The organism is Polyangium sp. 15x6 (genome assembly GCF_029960785.1).
Taxonomy (GTDB): domain Bacteria; phylum Myxococcota_A; class Polyangia; order Polyangiales; family Polyangiaceae; genus Polyangium.
Window position 1 is genome coordinate 45,105 of record NZ_JASBQE010000068.1, and the last position, 21,779, is coordinate 66,883.

The 21,779-nt window shown below is 70.3% G+C and carries 11 protein-coding genes and 1 pseudogene; 5 read left to right on the top strand and 7 right to left on the bottom strand.

All coding sequences use genetic code 11. The features are described 5' to 3' along the window. The first annotated feature begins 43 nt into the window (after positions 1–43). Genes QHF83_RS36260 through QHF83_RS36270 form a run of 3 tightly spaced genes read left to right on the top strand, consistent with a single transcriptional unit; the run spans position 44 to position 3,555 of the window. Positions 44–598 (top strand): YtfJ family protein, encoded by a 555-nt coding sequence (locus tag QHF83_RS36260; protein WP_282422611.1) that lies wholly within the window; start codon positions 44–46, stop codon positions 596–598. Between the two features lie 52 nt (positions 599–650). Then, positions 651–2,297 (top strand): tetratricopeptide repeat protein, encoded by a 1,647-nt coding sequence (locus QHF83_RS36265; protein ID WP_282422612.1) that lies wholly within the window; start codon positions 651–653, stop codon positions 2,295–2,297. Between the two features lie 34 nt (positions 2,298–2,331). Further along, a complete protein-coding gene (locus QHF83_RS36270; RefSeq protein ID WP_282422613.1) occupies positions 2,332–3,555 on the top strand; it encodes an ATP-grasp domain-containing protein in 1,224 nt (407 codons plus the stop codon). Here the strand turns inward: QHF83_RS36270 and QHF83_RS36275 are convergent. The 6 genes and pseudogenes from QHF83_RS36275 to QHF83_RS36295 form a co-directional block, all read right to left on the bottom strand. After that, the gene (locus tag QHF83_RS36275; RefSeq protein WP_282422614.1) at positions 3,514–4,863 is read right to left on the bottom strand and encodes a ferritin-like domain-containing protein; all 1,350 of its coding nucleotides are present in this window, start codon (positions 4,861–4,863) and stop codon (positions 3,514–3,516) included. The genes QHF83_RS36270 and QHF83_RS36275 overlap by 42 nt on opposite strands. A 117-nt stretch (positions 4,864–4,980) precedes the next feature. Further along, on the bottom strand, positions 4,981–5,472 hold the full coding sequence (locus QHF83_RS36280; protein WP_282422615.1) for an MGMT family protein: 492 nt from the start codon (positions 5,470–5,472) through the stop codon (positions 4,981–4,983). After that, positions 5,469–7,955, bottom strand: coding sequence for a DUF3536 domain-containing protein (locus QHF83_RS36285; RefSeq protein ID WP_282422616.1), 2,487 nt, complete (start codon positions 7,953–7,955; stop codon positions 5,469–5,471). The genes QHF83_RS36280 and QHF83_RS36285 overlap by 4 nt, the downstream gene beginning before the upstream one ends. After that, positions 7,952–9,802, bottom strand: a complete 1,851-nt coding sequence (gene treZ / locus QHF83_RS53590; RefSeq protein WP_348980507.1) for a malto-oligosyltrehalose trehalohydrolase — start codon at positions 9,800–9,802, stop codon at positions 7,952–7,954. Before treZ ends, QHF83_RS36285 begins: the two co-directional genes overlap by 4 nt. After that, a pseudogene (gene glgB, locus QHF83_RS53595) lies at positions 9,803–11,707 on the bottom strand (1,4-alpha-glucan branching protein GlgB); the annotation flags it as partial. Positions 11,708–11,757: 50 nt separating this feature from the next. Continuing rightward, positions 11,758–13,575, bottom strand: a complete 1,818-nt coding sequence (locus QHF83_RS36295) for a DUF4215 domain-containing protein (protein WP_282422618.1) — start codon at positions 13,573–13,575, stop codon at positions 11,758–11,760. 248 nt (positions 13,576–13,823) lie between these two features. On the opposite strand from QHF83_RS36295, the gene QHF83_RS36300 reads away from it, so the two are divergent. Together QHF83_RS36300 and QHF83_RS36305 are read left to right on the top strand one after the other, a co-directional pair. Further along, on the top strand, positions 13,824–15,506 hold the full coding sequence (locus tag QHF83_RS36300) for a serine/threonine protein kinase (RefSeq protein ID WP_282422619.1): 1,683 nt from the start codon (positions 13,824–13,826) through the stop codon (positions 15,504–15,506). A 204-nt stretch (positions 15,507–15,710) separates the two neighbouring features. Next, complete coding sequence (locus tag QHF83_RS36305) at positions 15,711–16,565, top strand: heme NO-binding domain-containing protein (RefSeq protein WP_282422620.1); 855 nt, start codon at positions 15,711–15,713, stop codon at positions 16,563–16,565. Positions 16,566–16,574: 9 nt separating this feature from the next. On the opposite strand, the gene QHF83_RS36310 is transcribed toward QHF83_RS36305, so the two are convergent. Then, the coding region (locus tag QHF83_RS36310) for a cellulose synthase (protein ID WP_282422621.1) at positions 16,575–21,779 on the bottom strand (5,205 nt) is incomplete at its 5' end.

Below are 21,779 nucleotides of genomic sequence, written 5' to 3' on the forward strand. Positions count from 1 at the left end.
AGCGCTTGACAGCATGCGGAAAAAGCGGTTTGTTTGATGGGCAATGATTATTGCCCGACGAACTCTGCTCACCTTCGGAATCACCCTCCTCGCGGCGACGACGTTGCCGAGCGCGACCGCCCTGGCCGTGCTCACGGAGCAAAGCGCCGCCCCGAACGCGCGTGTCGAGGACGCCGAGGGGAAAGCCGTGGAGATCAAGTCGCTGAAGGGAAAGCCGATCGTCATCGTCTACGACGACCGGACGTCGGCGCCGAAGAGCGAGGCATTCCGGCGTGAGCTCGTCAAGCTCCTGAAATCGGGGCCGTACGCGTCGAAGGTGTCGCTCCTGCTCGTCGCGGACGTGAGCCCCTACGATTTCTGGCCGGCGCGCGGCAGCGTGAAGGACGCCGTCCGCGAGGAGACGAAGAAACAGGGGACGACGGTCTATTGCGATTGGACCGGCGGGATGCGCTCGGCCTACAAGCTGAAGAACGAGATCACGAGCGTGGTGATGGTGGGCAAGGACGGCAAGGTGATGTTCGCCAAGGAAGGCGTGCCCGCGGGCGCAGACCAGAAGCGGCTCGTCGACGCGCTGAAGGCCGAGGTCGAGGGGAGCTGAAGAGCGTTCGCAGGATGGCCGCTGCGGTTCGGTCGCGGTAGGATGCGCCGCGATGTCCACCGCCGTCGCGGCGCCCCGGCCCTGGCTCTTCGGCCCGTGGCCCGATCTCCTGCTCGGATGCGGGATCGGGTACGGGCTCGTCGTCGTCGCGCTCGCCGCGATCGGCGCGCCGATGGGCTCGCTCGAAGGGTGGCTGCCGCTCGTCGTGCTCGTGACCGGGATCCCGCATTACGGGGCGACGCTGCTCCGGGTCTACGGAACGGAATCTGCGCGGCGTCGGTATTTTCTTTATGCCTTCCCCCTCGGTTTCCTGGTCTGGGGGGCGTTCGCGGCGTCGTTCGCCGCGCCGCGGCTCGGGACGTGGCTCATCACGCTCTATCTCACGTGGAGCCCATGGCATTACACGGCGCAGAACTTCGGGCTCGTGATGATGTTCCTGCGCCGCGCGGGGATCACGCCGAGCCCCGCGCTCCGGCGGCTCGTCTGGATCTCGTTCGTCCTCTCGTTCGTCCTCGTCTTCGCGAACATCCACGGCTCCGCTTCGGCCGGCGGGGCCGATCCTCTGCAAGCAGCGAGCGCCTCCTATCGATTCGCGCCGCTCGGGATTCCCACGGGGTTTGCCCTGGGCGCGCTTTCCGTCGCGGGGGCTTCGTACGTGGTGGTGACGGGGCTCGTGATCCGGAAGCTCGGAAAGCTCGCCGCGATTTCGCGCCTCGTGCCGGCGCTTTCGCTCGTCGCGAGCCAGGCCGCGTGGTTCGTCCTGCCCGTGCTGCTCGGCCTCTTGCGGCCGGCGCTGTATGGTCCGAAAGGGGCGACGGCGCTCGCGTTCATCTGGGTCGCGATCGCGCACAGCGTGCAATATCTGTGGATCTCGTTCCATTACGCGCGTGCCTCCGGGAGCGTGGCCAAGGCGGCGCCGGCGGGGCTCGCGTATCTCGGAAAAACCGTGCTGGCGGGCTCGGCGATCTGGGTGCTGCCCGCGATCGTCTGCGCGCCGGGCGCGCTCGGGATCCTGCCGTTCGAGTCGGGGCTCGGGCTGCTCGTGGCGGCCGCCGTGAACGTGCACCACTTCATCCTCGACGGGGCGATCTGGAAGCTCCGGGACGGCGCGGTCGGGAATGTGCTGGTGGGCCAAACGAGCGCGGCGCCGCAAGCGGCACCGGCGGTGCGCGGCTTCGGGGCGTGGGTGCTGCGCGCGGCGTTCGTCGCGGTGGGGCTCGTGGCAGCGGGCGCCTGGGCAGCGTCGGCCTGGGAAAAGGAAATGGGGATCCGGCGCGCGGCGGCGGCCGGGGACCTCGCGCGGGTCGAGGCAGCGGCGCAGAGGCTCGCGCTCCTCGGGCGGGATGGGCCGCGGATTCATGTGGCGATCGGACGGCTCTACGAGGCGCGCGGAGAGAAGGACGCGGCGCACGCGGCGTACGAGGCGGCGCTCGCGCTCGACCCCGAGGACGCGACGGCGCTCGATCGGATCGCGGAGTCGTGGATCAAGCGCGGGGATTTCCAGCGAGCGCTCGACGCGCGGTATCGAGCCGCACGAAACGCGCCGGATCGCCCGGCCTTCCGGCGTCGCTACGAGGAGCTGCTCGCGCGATTGCAGGCGCCCCCGGAGGCGGGGGACACGGAGGTTATCGTGGTCGGAGGGGCCGCCCCGGCGAGCGAGGCGGACGCTGCCACGCAGACGTCACGCACGACGCCTTGAAGACCGGGACGAACGGAGTATGGTGGCGCCCGCCATGCGATTCGCCGTCTTCGTCACGCCCTTTTTCAACGAGAGTGCCATCCGATTCCTCGCCGCCCTGCTCGACGTGCCGGGCCTGCGGCTCGCGATCGTGAGCCAGGACGTCGAGGAGAACCTGCCGGCGGTGCTCCTCGACCGGGTCGTGAAGCATTTTCGCGTGAGCGACGTGCAGGACACGGCGGAGCTCGTGGCGGCGACGCGCTGGATCCACGCGAACGTCGCGCCCGTCGACCGGCTGCTCGCCGTGAGCGAGTTCGTGCAGGTCGCGGTCGCCGAGGCGCGGGACGCGCTCGGGCTGCCGGGGCCGGGCGCGGAGGTGATCCGGAACTTCCGCGACAAACCGCGCATGAAAGACGTGCTCCGCGCGGCGGGATTGCCCTGCGCGCGTCACCACCTCGCCCCGGACGAGGCCGAGGCGCGGCGCTTCGCGGCCGAGGTGGGTTTTCCGCTGGTCGCGAAGCCCCCGGCCGGCGTGGGCTCGGCGAGCACGTTCGTCGTGAAGGACGCGGCCGAGCTCGATCGCGTGCTCGCGCAGAGCTCGCCGACCCCGGCGTCCCCCGTACTGCTCGAGGAGTTCGTGCGCGGGGCGGAGCACACGTTCGACGCGGTGGTGATCGACGGCAAGCCCGTCTGGTACTCGATCTCGCGGTATCTGCCGAATCCGATCGAGGTCGTGGAGAACCCGTGGATCCAGTGGTGCGTGCTCCTGCCGCGCGACATCAGCGGGCCTGAGTTCGCTCCGATCAGGGAGCTCGGGTTCCGGGCGCTCTCGGTGCTCGGGCTGGAGACGGGCATTTGCCACATGGAGTGGTTCCGGCAAAAGGACGGGCGGATCGTGCTCTCGGAGGTCGCGGCGCGGCCGGGCGGGGCGCAGCTCATGAACCTGAACGCGCGCGCCCACGATTTCGACATGTACGGGCAGGTCGCGCGGCTCATCGCATTCGATACGTTCGAGGCGCCGCGCGAGCGGAAGTACGCGACGGGCGCGGCGTTCCTGCGCGGGCAGGCGCCGGGCGTGGTGCACGAGGTGTGGGGGATCGAGCAGGCGGAGCGCAAGCTCGACGGGATGATCACGGACGTGAAATGGCCGAAGGTCGGCGAGCCGCGGTCGGCGAGTTACGAGGGCGAAGGGTATGTGCTGGTCCGCCACCCGGAGACGGAGGGCGTCGCGGAGGCGTTACGCGAGATTGTCCAGCTCGTGCGCGTCATCTCGCACTGATCGGCGGGCGAGCGGCGCGCGGAGGAGCGTGCGCGCGGCGGGAAGGACGACGTCGGCCATCGCGCGGCGCATGACGTCGCGTTTTTCCGCGGCCGAGAGGCAGCCGTGGTCGGCGAGTTTGTCGGGGTCCGCGCCGGGGACGGCGAGGACCTCGGGCTCGGGGCAAACGGCCATGGAGAATGCTTTTTCGAGGGCGCGTGCGACCTCGGGGCCGCCCGCTTCGAGCGCCCACGCGAGCGTGCGCCACGCGAGCTCGGCGTGTGTGGCCTCGTCCTCGGCGATCCAGACGAGCGTGGCCTTCACCGCGGGGTCCGTCGCGCGCAGGGCCTCTTCGCCCGCGACGAGCGCGGAGAGCGTCTCGTTGACGGCGCCTTCGAGGGCCGTGGCGAGCGCGATGTCGGCGAGGGTCCGCCGGATCGAGAGCTCGGGCATGGGGAGCGTGCCAGGACCCACCGGCGCGCCCGCGTAGGCGCTGGCGAGGCCGAAGCAGAGTTTGGCGTGCCGCACCTCGTCCGCCAGGGCTTCCTGCGCGGCGGAGACGAGCGAGGCCGGGGCGCCCGCGCCGAGGAGCTCCAGGACGAACCGTGCGAACGAGGCGACGGAGGCGTGTTCGTAGAGACCCGAGCGCGTAAAATGGTCGGCGAGGGCGCGGCGCGTGGCGGGGTCGAGGTTCGATAGATTGGGTGGCTCGGCCAAACCTTGCCCGGCTTGCAGGAGCCAATCGGCGCGGGACGCGGGGTCGGCGGTGCGCGCTGCGCCGTCCACGACGAAGGGGCGGCCTTCGCACATCTCGAAGGTGATGGCCACGTTATAACAACACTGAGCGCTGATCGAGAGTTCCTGGCAGCCGAGGCCGGGATGATCGTAGCAGCAGGTCCCGGAGCCGACGCATTCGTCGGTGCCCTTGACCTGCTTCATGAGCTCGTCCTGGACCTGGCCGAGCGGGGGGCAGTTGCCGCCCACGGAGCCTTCGAGGCAAAGGAGACGATATTCGGCATTCGGGGGCGGCGGATTCTCACACGGGAGCGCGCCGCCCGCGCCCGTCCCGCCGACGCTGGAGCTGACGGTGCTGCTGACGGTGCTGCTGACGGCGCTGCCCAAATCGCCGCCGGTGCCGCCCCCCGTGGCGCCCGAGCCGCCCGAGCCGCCCGAGCCGCCCGTGCCGCCCGTTCCCGCTTCGATGACCACGTTTCCGCCGCACGCGGCCGCGGCCACGGCGAGGGTCGCGCCCGCGGTGACCCCCGCGGCTCGCAGGATTCGCGTGAAGAGCGCAACGGAGAGAGGAGAAGGATGTTTCGCGTGGGTCATGTTGTGCCTACCTCGATGCATCGAAGATCGCGGTGGCGCAGAGGCCACGCGGGATGGGACGTAATGCCTGCATCCGGGCGACGAGGGGTGGCAAGATTCGCGCCGGGCGCGAGGAACTCAGGCGCGCGCGCGTTTGCGGGGCGCGGCGACGGGCTTTTTCGCCCTGGGGCCGGCCCAGCCGAAACGATCGAGGGAGACATTTCCGCGCGTATCGAACGTGACGCCCTCGGATTCGAGGAGCGCGCGCTGGAGGGCGCCGCCGACGGGATCCTTGATCGTGACGGCCGCGCGATTGCGCGGACGGCTGCCGAGGACACGCTGCCACGGGACGGAGCTGCCGCCGCCGGGGTCCTTCAGCGCGGCGAGGGCGAATCCAACGTGGCGCGCCGAGCGCGGGTGCCCGGCGAGGGCGGCGATCACGCCATAGGTGGTGACGCGGCCGCGAGGAATGCGGCGGACGACGCGGTAGAAGTCTTGCCACCAGGAAACCGGCTCGACGGTGTCGTCAGGCTCGGCGCGCGAGACCCGGGCCCGCGTCGTCAGAGCCGTTTTCGTGGCCTTCTTCGCGGGCATCTTTTTCGATTTCGACGTCGCGCCGCGGGCGCTCACGGGATCTCCTCGATTTCTTCCCCGCGCAGGGAGCGGAGGCGCGGCAGCGCGGCGCCCTCGGGCAAGCGGACGCGGAGCCGCTCGGCGAGGCTCTGGAACGCGAGGCACATCGAATGCGCCGCGGCGTCGCCTTCGTCGGCGCGGGTGCGCATCTCGGGGTAGATGGTATGTGCGAGTCGGTAAAACACGTTCTGGGTTTTCCAGAGGTCGACCGAGAACCCGGCGCGATGGGCGAACTCGACGGCCATGTCGAGATCCGCGAGGAGGAGCGGATCCGTGGGGCGTTCGCGAAGGCGCTCGGCGAGCGCGGAGAGGCTCTGGCCGAGGGTGAAGGTCACGGCGGCGCGGTCGACGTGGAGGTCCTGCTCCTTGGCCTGCGCGAGGAGGCGACGCATGGAGAGGACGTCGGGCGGGACGCGCTCGGCGGCGCGCAAAAGGTCGGCGCCGAGGACGAGCTCACCCGCGACGAGCAAGGAGCGCGGCGTGGGGCTGCGCAAGGGGGCGAGGCGGCGGAGGAGCGGGGCATATCGCTCGAAGAGGGCGCGCTGGGCCGCCTCGACCTCGGCCAGCGTGGGGGAGAGGAGGCGCTCGACGATGCGGCGCTGATCGTCGCGAAAAACGGAGTCGAGCGAGTCGATCGTGCGGTCGCAGCGGCGATAGAAGAGGCGCATCGTGCCCTCCATGTCGCCCGATTCGAAGGTGCGGACGAGCTCGGCGCGGCGCTCGACGTGATCGTCGCCCTCGGGATCACGCAAGACGCCGCCAGCGACGCGGTGATCGCCGAGGTGGAGGACGCTGAAGTCGTGGCATTCGGAGGCGAGCGTGAGGCGGCTCGTGACGCGGGTGCGTCCGAGGAGGAGCTTGGCGCCATTGCGCTCGTGGGTCTCGAGGCCCTCGACGTGGACGTCGTAACAATAGGTGCTCGGGGGGCCGTCCTGGACGAGGCTCGTCGCGAAATGGGCGGTGACGGCCGGGAGATCGACGCGCGCCCGGGTGACGAAGCGATCCCAGACGCGGCGGCCGTCGCCCATCTCGGGGAGGTTCGAGCGGGCCTTTTCGAGTTTTTCCAGGAACGGGCCTTCGAGGCTCTTGCCGAAGAGCGCCTCGCCGAGCTCGACGACGCGGCCGGCATACTGGAGGCATTGAACGGTCTCGATGCCCGAGAGGTCATCGAAGAACCAGCCGCAGCTCGTGTACATGAGCATCGCGTTGCGCTGCAGCTCGAGGAGCGCGAGGGCCTCGCTTTGCTCCTCGGCCGAAAGCGCGTGTGTCGCGTGCGCGGAAAAGAAGCGCGTGAGGGTGGCCGGGGAGCGATCGAGGACGACCTCGATGTAAGCGTCGCGGGCGGCCCAGGGGTCGTGGAAGAGGCGCTCGGCCGCGCGCTCGAAGGGGCCCGCAACCTCGTCGCGGAGGGCGTCGAGGGCATCACGGAGGGGCTTGCGCCAGGACTGGTTCCATCCGTGCGGGGAGCCCGAGCGGCAGCCGCAATCGGCGCGCCAGCGCTCGACGCCGTGGGCGCAGCTCCAGGAGGTGCGCTCCAGGATCTCGGCCTCGTGCGTGGGCGGGTGGCGTTCGAGGAACTCACCGTAATTGGTCAATTTGGCCAAACCATGCGCCTCGATGTGGCCGAGGGCCCAGGCGAGGGCCATTTCGCCATAGCGGTGGTGGTGGCCATAGGTCTCGCCGTCGGTGGCGATGTGGACCATCTGCGGGAAGGTGCGCTTGCTGTCGAAGGCGGAGGCGAGCCGGCCGGCGAAATGTTCGCCATTCGCGAGGAGGCGCTCGAAGGCGACGGCCTGGGAGACGGGGCCGTCGTAAAAGAAGACGGCAATCGAGCGGCCGGAAGGGAGCTCGACGCGGTAGGCCATCGAGGGGTCGACGCGGCCGCCGCGGACGTCGATCCATTCCTTGCCGCCGATGCGGCGGATACGCGCGGCCTGCCGAGGCGCGAGGATGGTGAAGACGATGCCTTCGGCCGCGAGGACCTCGAGCGTCTCGGTGTCGACGGCCGTCTCGGGGAGCCACATGCCCTCGGGCTTGCGGCGGAACCGCGCGACGAAATCGGCGATGCCCCAGCGGACCTGCGTGAGTTTGTCGCGCTGGTTCGCGAGCGGCATGATGAGGTGGTTGTAGGCCTGGGCCATGGCCGAGCCGTGACCGCCGAAGCGGCGCGCGCTCGCCTCGTCCGCCGCGAGGATCGCCCGGTAGGTTTCCTTCGCGTGGTGCTCCATCCACCCGAGGAGCGTGGGGCCGAAATTGAAGCTGATGCGTGAGTAGTTGTTGACGATGCGCGTGATGCGGTCCTCGCCGTCGAGGACACGCGCCGCGGCGTTTGGCGCGTAACACTCGGCCGTGATGCGCGCGTTCCAGTCGTGCCAGGGCGCGGCCGAGTCCTGCTGCTCGATCGCCTCGAGCCAGGGGTTTTCCCGCGGGGGTTGATAAAAATGGCCGTGGACGCAGACGTACCGCTCGGGTGCCTTCATCGAGCCCTCACGTAAAGCGCGGCCTCGGACGGGCCGAGGGTGACGCGGACGAGGCCGGTCGACGTGATTTCCTCCGGAGCAGAGACGTCCCCCTTGCCGCCGAAGCGGGCCTCGGACGAGGCGAGCGAGCGGCGGAAGGTGCCCGAGGGCACGGGCAAGGTGACGGTGACGGGGTGGTCGCCGAAATGGTAAATCACGAATACCTCGGAGTCACGGTTCCAGCGCCGCACGTAAAGGAGGCGCTCGTCCTCGAAGGCGACGGCCTGCCGCCCGCCCTCCGCGGCGAAGGCGAAGAGCTCACGCCGCGCCCGGAGGAGCTCCTTGTACCACGCGAGGAGCCTTCCGTGATCCCCCGTGGTGCGAAGCTTGAAATCGAGCTTGGCGCGGCGGAACGTGGCGTCGTCCTGCGGATCGAACGGTTCTTCGGAATATCCGAGCCGGGCCATCTCCGCGGCCCGGCCCTTGCGGACATTCTCGACGAGCGTGGGATCGCCGTGGCTCGTGAAATACGGGAACGGCGCGATTTCGCCATATTCCTCGCCCATGAAGAGCAGGGGCAGGAAGGGCGAGAGCAGGACGACGGCGGCCGCGAGCTTCTGCTTGTCGAAGGAGACCCGCGCGGAGAGGCGCTCGCCGCGCGGGCGATTGCCGACCTGGTCGTGGTTCTGGACGAACGTGACGAGGCAGCGTGGGTCGACGCTCGCCGCCGGGCGGCCGCGGCGGCGCTGGCGATATTTGGAATATTCACCGGTGAACGCAAAATTCTCGCGGAACGTCTTGGCGAGCTGCTCGACGAGGCCGAAGTCCTGGAGGTAACCGACACGCTCGTTCGTCAGGAGCGCGAGGAGGGCATAATGGACGTCGTCGTTCCAGAGGCCGTCGAGGCCGTGGCCGCCCTGGGACGAGGGCGTGACGAGGCGCGGGTCGTTGTCGTCGCTCTCGGCGATGAGGTGGACGAGGCGGCCGAGCTCGGAGGCGCGGCGATGGACGGCCTCGCCGAGCTCCTCGAAGAACGAGCGGGGCGAGTTGTCGACGATCGCATTGACGGCATCGAGGCGGAGGGCGTCGATGCCCATCTGCGTGACGAAATGGAGCGCGCTCTCGATGAAGAACTTGCGGACCTCGTCCGAGTGCGGGCCATCGAAATTGAGGGCGTCGCCCCAGCGCGTGCGGTAATACGAGGCGAAGTAGGGGCCGAAATCGGCGAGGTAGGTGCCCTCGGGGCCGAGGTGGTTGTAGACGACGTCGAGGACGACGGCGATGCCCTCGGCATGGCATGCATCGACGAAGCGGCGCAAGCCCTCGGGGCCGCCGTAGGACGCCTGGACGGCGAAGGGATACGCGCCGTCGTAGCCCCAGTTGCGCTCGCCGGGGAACGCGGCGACGGGCATGAGCTCGACGGCGGTGATGCCGAGCTCGCGGAGGTGCGAGAGGCGCGAGATGGCGGCGTCGAACGTGCCCTCGGGGGTGAATGTGCCGACGTGGAGCTCGTAAATGACGTATTCGTCGAGCGGGCGGCCGGTCCAGCCAGGGGTGTGGTCGGAAAAACTCCGCACGACCTCGCTCGCGCCGTGGACGCCCTCGGGCTGGAGGCGTGAAGCCGGATCGGGGCGGAGCTTGCCGCCGCCGAGGTCGTAATGGTAACGCGCGCCCGGGGCGACGCCGTCGACGAGGGCCTGGTGATAGCCGTTCGCCTCGGGTTCGAGCGGGATCCTGCGCTCGAGTTTGCCCTGGAGGACGAGCTCGACCTTGTCCGCGTTCGGAGCCCACACGCGGAAGCGGGCGCGGTCCTCGCCGAGGTGGACGGCGCCGAGCGGGCGCTCGGAGACGGCGAGGCCCTCGTGCACGAAGAAGACGGCGCCGAGGGGCGGGAGCGTGATCTCGACGGAGTTTTTCCGGCTATGCCATTCGATGTTCTCCGCGACGACGTCGCCGCCGCCGCCCATGCCGCTGCCGCCGAACTCCAGGGCGTCGCTGGAGACGAGCTCCTTCCAGCGGCCACCGCGCGGCAGGCCGACACGATAACGCTGGCGCGGCATGGGCGTGAAGTTCAGGGCGACGAGGACGAGGGCGTCGGTGGAGCGGGCGCGGCGGTAGAAGACGATGACGCTGTGGTCGGCGTCGTTGCAATCGATCCACTGGAAGCCCTCGGGGCTCGTGTCGAGCTCGTGCAGGGCGGGATATTCGCGGTAGAGGCGATTCATCGCCTGGACGAACCGCTTCATGCCGGCATGGTAGGGCCCCTCGTCGAGCAGGTGCCAGTCGAGGCTGGATTCGTGGTTCCACTCGCGCCGCTGGGCGATTTCGCCGCCCATGAAGAGCAATTTTTTCCCGGGCTGGGCCCACATGTACGCGAAGAGCAGGCGCAGGTTCGCGAATTTCTGCCACTCGTCGCCGGGCATCTTGCCGAGCAGCGAGCCCTTGCCGTGGACGACCTCGTCGTGCGAGAGCGGCAAGACGAAGCTCTCGCTGAACGCGTACATCATGCGGAACGTGAGCTGGTTGTGGACGAACTTGCGATAGACGGGGTCGCTCTGCATGTATTTGAGCGTGTCGTTCATCCACCCCATGTCCCATTTGTAGCCGAACCCGAGGCCGCCGACGTACGCGGGGCGGGAGACCATGGGCCAGGAGGTGGACTCCTCGGCGATGGTCTGGACCTCCGGGAAGGCGCGGGAGATCGATTCGTTGAGGCGGCGGAGGAAATCGATCGCCTCGAGGTTCTCGCGGCCGCCGTAGCGGTTCGGGACCCACTCGCCGTGCTTGCGGGAGTAATCGAGGTAGAGCATCGAGGCGACGGCGTCGACGCGCAGGCTGTCGGCGCCGTACCGATCGAGCCAGAAATGGGCGTTCGAGAGGAGGAAGCTCATCACCTCGTGGCGGCCATAGTTGAAGATGAGGCTCTTCCAGTCGGGGTGATAGCCCTTGCGCGGGTCGGCGTGCTCGAAGAGGTAGGTGCCGTCGAAATAGCCGAGGCCATGCTCGTCGGAGGGGAAATGCGAGGGGACCCAGTCGAGGATGACGCCGAGGCCAGCGTCGTGGAGCGCATCGACGAGGTACCGGAAATCGTCGGGGCCGCCGAAGCGCGAGGTGGGCGCGTAATAGCCGGTGATCTGGTAGCCCCACGAGCCGCCGAACGGGTGCTCCATGACGGGCAGGAGCTCGACGTGGGTGAAGCCCATGCGCGCGGCATACTCGGGTAGCTCGACGGCGAGCTCGCGATAGGTGAGCGGGCGGTTTCCGTCCCCGACGACGCGGCGGAAGGAGCCGAGGTGGACCTCGTAGATCGAAACGGGTTTGTCGGGGCTCGTGCGCTTCGGGCGGGGCTTCTTGGGCTCCTTGTCGAGCGCGTCGAGATCCCAGACGATGGACGCGGTCTTCGGTGGGATCTCGTGCAAGAAGCCGAAGGGATCGGCTTTCTCGACGACGTACCCCTGGAAGCGGGAGGCGATGCAGTACTTGTAGACCGTGCCCTTGCCGACGCCCGGGACGAACCCTTCCCAGATGCCGGAACCGCCCCGGCGCGCGAGGGGGTGGGAGCCACGATCCCAGCCATTGAAATCGCCGACGACGGAGACACGCTCGGCTTCCGGGGCCCAGACGCCGAAGCAGGTGCCCGCGACGCCGTCCACGACCATCGGATGCGCGCCGAGCTTGTCGTAGAGGCGGGTGTGCGTACCCTCGGCGAAGAGGTAAAAATCCTCTTCCGTGAGGCGAGTGACGTCGTGACGAACCGCGGTCCCGAGCTCCATGGGGAGGTCGGTTAGTCGAAACCGCGGGAGGCGGGAAGAGGGGAATTGCCTTATTTCGCGATCACGCGGCCCGTCGCGAACTTGAAGAACGACGAGTACGCCGCAGCGTTGAGGCAGGTATTGACGTCGGCGGTCTGGTTGTCCTTGTCGCGGCAGCCGTTGACCGCCTTCGTCATGGCGTTCGTCGTGAGCGTGTAGGGAGCGCCCGCGCCCGCGACCGGCGCGTTCGGATCAGCCTGATCAGGCTGGCTGGCGGTGATCACGGTGACGAAGCCAAAGACGGTGCATCCGCCGACGAAGACGTCGAGCAGGGAGTTCTGCGTCGTATATCCCTGGTCGCACGCGATGGAGCCGCCCGCGGCGAGGTCGGCGGGGACCGGGACCTGGTCGAGCGAGGTCGCGCTGACGTTGCCGCATAGCTTGCCAGCGCCGCTGTCGTCCGGTTGTCCCGTGCTCGCAAACGTCTGGAGCGTCGGGTCGAGGTTCTCCGAGGCGAGGTGGCCCGGCGTATTGCCGGTCGACACGAGGGGCGCGCTCGCGGCGCCGACGGACATCGTGAGCCGCGCGCCGCTCATCTTGAGCGCCGCAGGCGTGCCGGCGAAATTGACGCCAATCGTGAGGTTGCCCGGGCCCGCCGTGAGCGTGCTCGCGCTGATGAAGCCCGTGAGTTTGTCGAGCGGTTCGCGGTTCGCGTCGATCGAGATCGGGGCGATCGTGTACCACCAATCGAGATCGGCCGTGCCGTCGTACATGGCGCCCATCGGGATGACGGGATTGCCTGTGATGACGCCGATCTCGATCGCCGGGTCTTCGGCGCCGCTGAGGTCGCCGAGGCCGAGCGTCTTCAGCAGGATGTTGATCCCGCCGTTCTGGACGCCCTGGTCGAGCGAGGTCTGGAGTTGCATCTGCGCGGCGGCAGAGACGGCGCCGCCGAGGCGGTTCGCGGTGCAGAACGCAGCGTCGACGGCGAACTGCATCTTGAGCCAGGTCGCGCGCTGGACCTGCTCGAATTTGCACGCGGAATCACAGCCGTCGAGGTTCTTCGTGTTGCTGTCGTCGCATTGCTCGCCGGTCTCGCGGACGCCATTGCCGCAGACCGACGCCGAGGGGAGCGTGCAATCGGCCTGGCAGCCGTCGCCGTCGACGAGGTTGCCGTCGTCGCACTCCTCACCGGGATGGAGGATGCCGTCGCCGCACACGATGGGGGCGCAGGCGCCATTCACGCAAACGGAGGCCATCGCGCAGACCTGGCCGTCGCCGACGGGGTTGCCGCAGGTATGCGTGGCTTCGTCGCACGCGGTGGCGACGCACGGGTCGAGGCCCGAACAGTCGCGCGTCGGGTCGTCCGATGCACAACTGAATTTGCAGGTGTCGCAGCCGTCGCCGTCCACGGTATTGCCGTCGTCGCACTCCTCGCTCGGGCTGGCGAAGCCGTCGCCGCAGACGTCGTCGACGCAGGCGCCCGCATTGCAGATCTTGCTCGCGCCGCAGTTCGTGCCGTCGTCCGCGTTCGTGCCGGAATCGCAGGTGTGGTTGTCGCTGCAGGTCTCGGCGCCGTTGCACGGATTGCCGTCGTCGCATTTCGCGTCGCCCGTGTCGGGGGTCGCGTTGTCGCAGGTGAAGGAGCAATCGAGTTCACAGCCGTCGCCGGCGGCCTTATTGCCGTCGTCGCACACCTCGTTGCCCTCGAGGACGCCGTCGCCGCACGTGGCGCCGCCGCCCCCGCCCTCGCCGCCCGCTCCACCCGCACCCCCCGAGCCGGTCGGCGTGTTCGAACTTTCGTCCCCACCACATCCTGCAACAGGTGCCATCAAGGCGAGCCCAGCGAGCGCCACCACCGCCGCGAGCCCACGCGAATTCGATTGCATCCGCACTTCCACACCTCCAAGCATTTCAGCCCGCGCCAAGCAAGCCGGTTGGGACGTATCCTAGCCGCATCCGTCCACGAATGGTTGGGTTCTCGCGGCGCCTGCCGTAGGATCGCAGTTTTTCGGTTGCGGCTGGAGCTTTGCGGGCCTCCAGGCGCTCGGCGCGCATGGGAAGTGCAGAAACCACCCCCACGCGAAGGCCCCGCTTGACCAGGCCGCCGGGAAACGGTCATATCGGAGGCGCTGGCATGGAGGATCGAGAGCTCTGGGAGCGGCGAATCGGGACGACGCTGCGTGACACGTGGCGGCTCGAGAGCCTCATCGGCGTCGGCGGGATGGCCGCCGTGTACGTCGGCGTGCAGCAGATCGGCCGGCGCGACGCGGTGAAGATCCTCCACCCGGAGGTGGCGCGGCAGAAGGACCTGCGGGCCCGCTTCGAGCAGGAAGCGCGCGTGCTCTCGAGCTTCCGTCACCCGGGCGCGGTCGAGGTCCTGTTCATGGGCACGACCGACGACGGGCTGCCCTTCATCGTGATGGAGCTGCTCGAAGGCGAGTCGCTCGCCGCGCGCTTCAAGCGGCTCGGCTCGATTCCCGTCGACGACATGCTCAAGTACGTCGACGAGGTGCTGTCGGTGCTCGGCGCCGCGCACGCGCAGAACATCGTCCACCGCGACATCAAGCTCGACAACGTGTTCATCCTGAACAACGGGCACGTGAAGGTGCTCGACTTCGGCATCGCGAGGCTCCGAAACTCGCAGCACGCGGTGCAGACGAAGATCGGCTCGATGCTCGGGACCTTGCCGTACATGCCGCCCGAGCAGATCCGCGGCGTGGAGATCGACGGGCGCGCGGACATCTTCGCGCTCGGCTCGACGATGTTCCGGCTGCTCGCGAAGCGGCGCATCCACGAGGGGACCACCGAGGCCGAGATCCTCGTGAAGATGTCGACGGAGCCAGCGCCGCCGCTCGCGACGCTCGTGAAGGACGTGTCGCCGCAGGTGTGCATGGTGGTCGATCGCGCGCTCGCGTTCCGGACCGATCGGCGATACCCGGACGCCGCGACGATGCAGCGCGACGTGCGCGCGCTCCTGCGCGGAGAGCCGCCGCCGTACGCGCTGGAGAAGCTCGCCGCGGGGGAGCTGCCGACGGCGCTGATCACGACGCCCGCAGCCGCGCCGACGAACGTCGATCTCGCCGAAGCGCCGACGGTGCCGCCGCCGCCGATGGACACAGGTCCGTCGTTCCGGGACGCGGCGACGGCGGCCGGGATCGGCGTGGTGATGCCCGGCGCGATCTCGGCGCCGACGGCGGTGAGTGCCGTGACGTCGGTGTCGCCGCCGAGCCATCCGACCGGGGCGGGGCCGCGATCGTCGACGACCGCGCAGGCGAACGCTTCGATCCTGTACGGTCCGACGGTGATGGCGAGCGTGGCGAGCCTGGGTTTGTCGGAGCCGACGCCGCCGCCGTCGAGGGCGCCCGAAGCGTCGAACCCGGTCGGCGCCGCGCCGCACGCGCCAGCAGGCCCGACGGCGCCGCCAGCGACGAACCCGTCGCGCGCATCGCTGCCCTCGGCACCCGCGAACGCCGCCGCGCCTCAGCGCGCCTCGGAGCCGACGCCCGCGCCCGTATCGGCCGCGCACACGCCGCCGCCGATGGCGAAGAGCCTGATCGGGATGGCCGCCGCGGCGCCCTCGGAGCCGCGAAAAATCCCGCTCATCCCGGCGTTGATCGGGGCGCTCGTCTGTTTGATCCTCCTGTTCGTCGGCATCGCGGTGTTCCGCGGGCACGACGAGGCGTCGCCGCCGGCCGAATCCGGCACCGGCGCGAGCACGACGAAGGCGAACGCCGGGTCGGGCGCGCCGACGACGGGCACCGAGTCCTCGAAAAAGAGCAAAAAGCGCAACTGGGACAAGGTCAACTGGGACAAGTAACGCGCCCCGTGCATTGCATAGTCGCAATCCATCCGTTGCAGAGTTGGGCGCATGAACGTGGGCTTTCGTCCCACGGGTGGCTGGCGGAGAAGCCGGGATCGGGAAGAACGCCGCAAGGAACGTTCGAGACGGTTCCGGCGCTGATCTTGCATACTTGACCTATTCAGGCCTCGCTCGGCCGTACGCGCGAGGCAGGGGGACGTGGTGCTGGGCGTCATTCTCCTCGGGTTCCAAAATTACGTACGCGAACGGCTCGGCGAGGAGCTCTGGCGAACGATCCGGAACGAAGCCGGTGTCGCCGAACGGGTGTATCTGCCCTCCCAGACGTACCCAGGCGAAGAACTGCACGCGCTCGCGACGAGCATGTCGCGGCTGACGGGGATGTCGCCCGCCCTCGTGCTCGAGAGCTTCGGCGACAAGCTCGCGTCGGAGCTGCTCAAGGTCTACGGCAGTCTCGTCGATCCGCGCTGGCGGGTGCTCGACGTGCTCGTGCACAGCGAGGAGCTCATCGAGCGGATGGCGCAACGAAGCGGCGATCTCGCGCCGCATTCGCCGGTGACCGCGCGCTGGGGTCGCGACGGCGAGGTGGTTCTGGTCTATCAGTCGCACCTGAAGGGCTGCGCGCTGATCAAAGGCGTCGTGCGTGGGATCGGCGCGAACCTGGAGCAGCCGGTGATCCTCGACGAGACCCGGTGCATGCTCGCAGGCGCGCCGACGTGCGAGATGGCCGTCCGGCTCGAGCGAACGACGCAGCTCACGGAGCGCGCGCAAGGGCTCGCGCGGAGGCTCACGCCACCCGCGATGGGTCGATCGGCGCTGAAGAACGCGCTGTTCGGAGATCGCGGGGACATGTCGTCGGTGCCGCCGCCGCCCGCGTCCTCGTCGAAGCAAGAATTGCTGTCGGCATGGAGGACCGAGACGAAGACGAATCCGCCGGCGAGCGGCGTGACGCCCGCGCGGATCTCGACGCTGCCCGCCGAGCCGCGCACGCCGAGCATGCCGAGCACGCCGCCGCCGAGCTCGGACGACGACGTGTCGGAGCTCTGGCGTCGGCGCTGATCGAGAGCGTTACGCGTTCGTCCAGACCGTGCCCACGCGGCGGCGCTCGGCATACGAGGGCGAGCCGAGCGCGTAGCGGAGGAGGTCGCCCGTGACCGGGTGCAGGACGACGATGCGAGGATCCTCGGCCGCGCGCGCGACGTCCCGATCGATGCGGCAGAGGTGATCGATCGCAGCGACGAGGTCGCCCGAGAGCAGATAGCCGAGGCGGTTCTCGCTGCGACGAACGCCGGCCGCGAGGTGGCGGATGTCGTAGCCGGGCGCGGCCGAGGGCAAGATCTCTTCGAGGAGCTTGCGTTGCCTGCGGCCGATGGCGCGCTGCACGTGGACGCCGAAGGCCTGGGCGGCCTGCTCGCGCACGGGGCCGATCTCACGCGCGCCGAAGGAGGGATCGACGGTGCGCATGGCCGCGATGAGGAGAGCGTCGCACGATTCGAGGGCGAGCTCGTCGAGCCAGGTGGGGCCGAGCGCGATGCGCACGAAGAGGCGGCCAAGGGCAAAGGCTTGCTCGGGCTCGGGGAGCTCGGCGAACGCGACGGGGCCGACGATGGCCGGAGGATCGCCGGGATAAACGCGCGGCATGCCCTGCCAGCTCTGCGAGAGGTAGAGCTCGAAGCCCTCGACGCCGAGGCTCTTGGCGATGCGATCGGCGAGGCGGTACGTGAAGCTGTTGTCACGCGATCCGATGCGGTCGCGCGAGGAGATGCCGAGGCTCGAGAGCTCGAAGCGCAAGGCCTTGTGCGCGATGGGCGCGATGGCCGCAGCGGCGAGGAGCATGGGGCTCTGCGCCTCGGCGACGAGGAGGCGGTGGAGCTCGGAGCCCGCGAAGACGCCGGGGGGCAGCGCGTCCGGGGGCATGCGGCGCGCGCGGAGGCGCGTGATGCGCTCGGGTTTGACGTCGCCGAGGCAAGCGCGCGCCTCCTCGACGGTGAGGCGCTCCTCGGCACGGCCATCCTTGGCGAGCGCGGATTCGAGCGCGGCGAGGGCCGCGGAGAGCTCGCCCGTCTTCGCGAGGGCGTCGATGTCGGTCGCGAGGACGTCGCGCAAGACCTGGACGGCCTCGCCGTTGCGGTTCGCCGCGTCGAGGCCACGGCCGAGCGCGGCGCGAGCCTCGGGGCCAGCGCTCGGGAGCCCGACGGCCTGCTGGAGGTGCGTGACGCCGTCGCGCGGACGCACGAGGACGGTGACCTCGAGGAGGCCGATCGTGGTGAACCATCGAGGATCGATGGGCAAGCGGCGCGCCGAGGCGATCTCGAGGACCTGGCCGATCGCCGCGACGTACTGGGCCGCGCCGTCGGGCGTCTCGACGCGGTAGAGGCGCGCGAGGGAGCTCCAGGGGCGCATGTCGGTCGGGCCATGCGCGACGGCGTCGCAGAGCGCGCGCACGATGCCGGCACGATCACCGGCCTCGCGCTGCGCGTCGGCGAGGCGGAGGCAAACGTCGACACGGGTGCGCGCGTCGGGCGAGGCGTCGGCGAGGCGCGTGAGCGCATGCACGGCGAGCGCGTGATCCCCGCGCTTGGCGGCGATCTGGTAGAGGCGATCGAGCGCGAAGGCGTGCGAGGGTTCCATCGCGAGGACGGCCTGCACGCACTGCTCGGCGCGCGGGAGGTCGGCGAGCGGGCCTTCGTAGAGGGCCGCGAGCTCGAAGTACGCGGCCGTGCGCGCCTCGGGGACGGCCGCGATCGAGACGATGCGTTGCCAGGCGTCGCGAGCCTCGGCCGGGAGGCGCTGCGCGGTGTAGAGGCGCGCGGTGAGCATGAGCGCGGGGACGTCGTCGGGCGTCTCGACGAGGACGCGGCGCATGGCCGCGATGCCGATGCTCGGATCGGGCGAGGTGCCGCCGGCCTCGTGATGGCGGAGGACGGCGCGGCCGATCTCGGTGCCGAGGAGGACGATCTGCGCGGAGGAGGCGGCGCGTTCGAGCGCGGCGCCGAGGCGATCGGCGAGGCGCGCGGGCTCGTGCGCGAGGCCGCGGGCGAGCGCGCGGGCAGCCGCTTCGCAGTCGGGGTCCTCGCGGAGCGCGTTTTCGTAGAGCTCGAGGGCCTCGCCCATGAGGCCGGGCTCCTCGGCGGTGAGCTGCGCGGCGCGGACGAGGTGTCCGGCGCGGCGCGAAGCGCCCTCGACGATGCGGGCGAGCGCGCGGTTCGCCGTGATGAGCGCGGAGCGATCGCCGAGCTCGCCGGCGAGCCGATCGAGGCCCCGCGCAGCGAGCAAGCTGTCGGGGAAGAGCGTGAGCGTATCGCGGTAGCCGGCGAGCGAGGCACGGGCGAGCGAAGCGTCGCCGCGGGCCTTGCCCTCGATGAGGATCGCCTCTTCGAGCTGGAAGAAGCCGCGGGCGACGGGCTCGCGCGCGAGGGACTTGCGGGCGGCGATCGACGCGAGGAGGAGCGCGCCCGCGGGGCCCGTGGAGGCCGGCGAGACGGCGCCTTCGACGAGGCGACCGGCGATGCGGATGATCGCGTCGTGCACGCTGCTGTCGGCCGGGAGCTCGGCGACGACGCGGCCGAGCGCGTCGAGGAGCGTTTCGCTCGGGATACGCTCCTCCAGCGTGACGAGGTGCGCGAGCGCGCCCGTGCGCGCGACGACCGAGCGCGCGGCGGCGGCCTGCCCGCGGAGCGCGTCGGCGAGCGCGACGGCCTGCGCGCTCCGGTGCAGATGTTCGAGCATGCGCAGCGCCGGGACGTGATCGGGCACGACGGCGATGAGCCCTTCGAGAAGCGCGACGGCTTCGCGCCGGTCCTTGCGGCAGAGCACGTCGGCGAAGGCGATGCGGAGCGCGTGATCGACCGAGGCCGGCGGGTGACGCGCGAGCCAGCCTGCGTAGAGCGAGGCGAGCTCGTCGGTCGCGCGTCGCCGCACGAGGATGCGCTCCATGGCCTCGACGACGGCCGGATCGAAGGCGCCCTCCGGGGAGGCGGAGAGCGCGTCGGCGGCGGCGAGGGTCGCGAGCGCGGCTTGATCGTCACCGAGCAAGAGCTCCTCGACCTCGGCGGCGAGGAACAGGAAGCTCGCGCGTGCGATGGGCCCGGAGGCGCCCTCGGCGAGCTTCTTCAGCGAGGCGACGAGGCGGCGATGATCCCCCGTGGCGCGGAGCAAGCGCATGATCTCGAGCCCCGGCATCGGGTGATCCGGGCGCAGCCGCGCGGCTTCCTCGTACGCCTTCACCGCGTCCTGCGGGCGCTTCAGGCGAAGCTCGTCGAAGCGCGCGACCTCGATCCAGAGGCCGAACGCTCCCGCCGGATCGTTGCGAATGAGCCCGAGGAGCGCTTGTTTCGCCTCTTCGTTCCGGCCCGCGCGGGTGAGCAGGCGGAAGCGCGCGCGCAGCGCGTCCGGATCCGTCGCCTTCACGGCGAGCGCTCGATCCACGAGCTCGAGCGCACGATCCCGATCGCCCACGCGCTCGCCGACCACATCCGCGGCGCGGAGCAGGAGTCTGCGCTTGAGCGCGGAGTCCTCGGTCAGCTCGGACTCGGCCACGAGCGCCTGCCCGAGCCTGCGGTAATCGCTGGCGCGCTGCGCGTTCCGTTGCATCGCGAGGAACGCCGTGCGCCGAACGGGATCGAGCGCGAGGATCTGTTCGAGCACCTCCATCGCGCGCTCGGGCTGCCCGAGCTCGTCCTCCCAGATGCTCGCGAGCTTTTCGAGCAGCGCGATCTTGCGCGGCGCCTCGGCCTGGGCCTGCGCGGACTGCGTGTAGAGATCGATGCGCGCGCGCACGCCCGCGTCCGGCTCGCGCGCAGGCTTCTCGAGGAGCGCGGTGAGCGCGTCGAAGACCGCCGCGTCGCCGGGGTTCACGGTCCACGCGGCCTTCAGGTAGACGATGGCGTCCTCGCGCTTGCGCAGGTGCCGCTCGCAGATGTCGGCCGCGCGCATGAGCGAGGCGACGCGATGGTGCGCGGGCCGCTCTGCGTTGCCCTCGGCGGCCCAGACCTCGACGCGGCGCTCGTGCCGGCCGAGGCGCTGCAGCGCGCGGTCGAGCCGCTCCCGCGTCGACTCGTCCACGGGATCGTGCAGGAGCGCCTGCTCGGCATGAACGGCCGCGTTCTCCGCTTGCCCGAGCGCGTCGTAGATCTCCGACAGCCGCACGTGCGCGTGCGCGATCGCCTCCTGGCCCGTCAGCATCGCGAGCTCGCGCTTGCGCGTGATCGACGCCTGCTCGAGCGCCCCTTCTTGCTCCTGCAGCCGGCTCAGCTCGGCGAGTATCCGCCGTGAGGTCGGCGTCCCCGCGGGCGCGCGCGCGGTGGCGCGCCCGAGCAGCGCGATCGCCTCGTGCGGATCCTTGAGCCGCTCGTACTGGATTCGCGCCGCCGTGTAGAGCAGCCGCGAGGCGCGATCGTCGTCGAGCTCGTGCTCGGCCTCGGCGGAGAGCGACTCGCAGAACGCGCGCGGTGCGTCGTGGCGCACGTGGTGCCGTGCGAGCGCCGCGCGGACCGGCCCCGGCGCGGGCTCGAAGCTCACGGCCCGTTCGAGGGCCGCAGTCGCGAGCGCCGGCTGCTGGAGCATGTCGTCGAGCACCGCCGCGCGCTCGACGTGGAGCCACGCGGCGAGCCTCGTGTCCCCATCGGGCTTGCCGGCCTCGGGGGCATACGCGTCGGCCATGCGTTCGAGGTGCTTCGCGAGCGACTCGGCGAGATCACGCCCCTTGCCGCGCTCGAGCTCGCGACGGAGCACGGCCTCGAGGCCACGCAGCGCGTGCGGGTGCGCGGGCACGAGCTCGAGCGCCTTGCCGTAGGCCGCGCGCGCCTCGGGCCAGCGCCCGAGCTCGGCCGTGGCCCGCGCGCGCTCGAAGAGCAGGTCCGCGCGCTCGGCGTCGCTCTCGGCGACCACGAGCTCATCGTCGACCACCGAGATCCGCTCCAGCCGATCCTCGGGCTCGAACAGATGCCGGAGCCGCGACAGCGCCGGGCCGAGCGAACGCGTGATCGCGCGCGCCGCCGCGAACGAGCGCCGCGCCGCGATCCGATCATGCTCGACGCGCTGCTCGACGAGCCCACGCTCGACGAGGGCGCGCGCCGCGGCCACGGGATCGGCGCTCGTGATGCGCTCGGCGCGCCGGGTGAGCTCGACGCCCAGCGTGACGGGCTCGTTGGGAGCAGCCTCGGTGGGCGCTGCGGGCGCAACCGCAACCGGCGCGGCGGGCGCGGCGGGCGCAGCCGCGGGCGCGGCGGCAGGCGCGGCTCCCGTCGCGACCGTGGTCGCGCGACGCGGCGG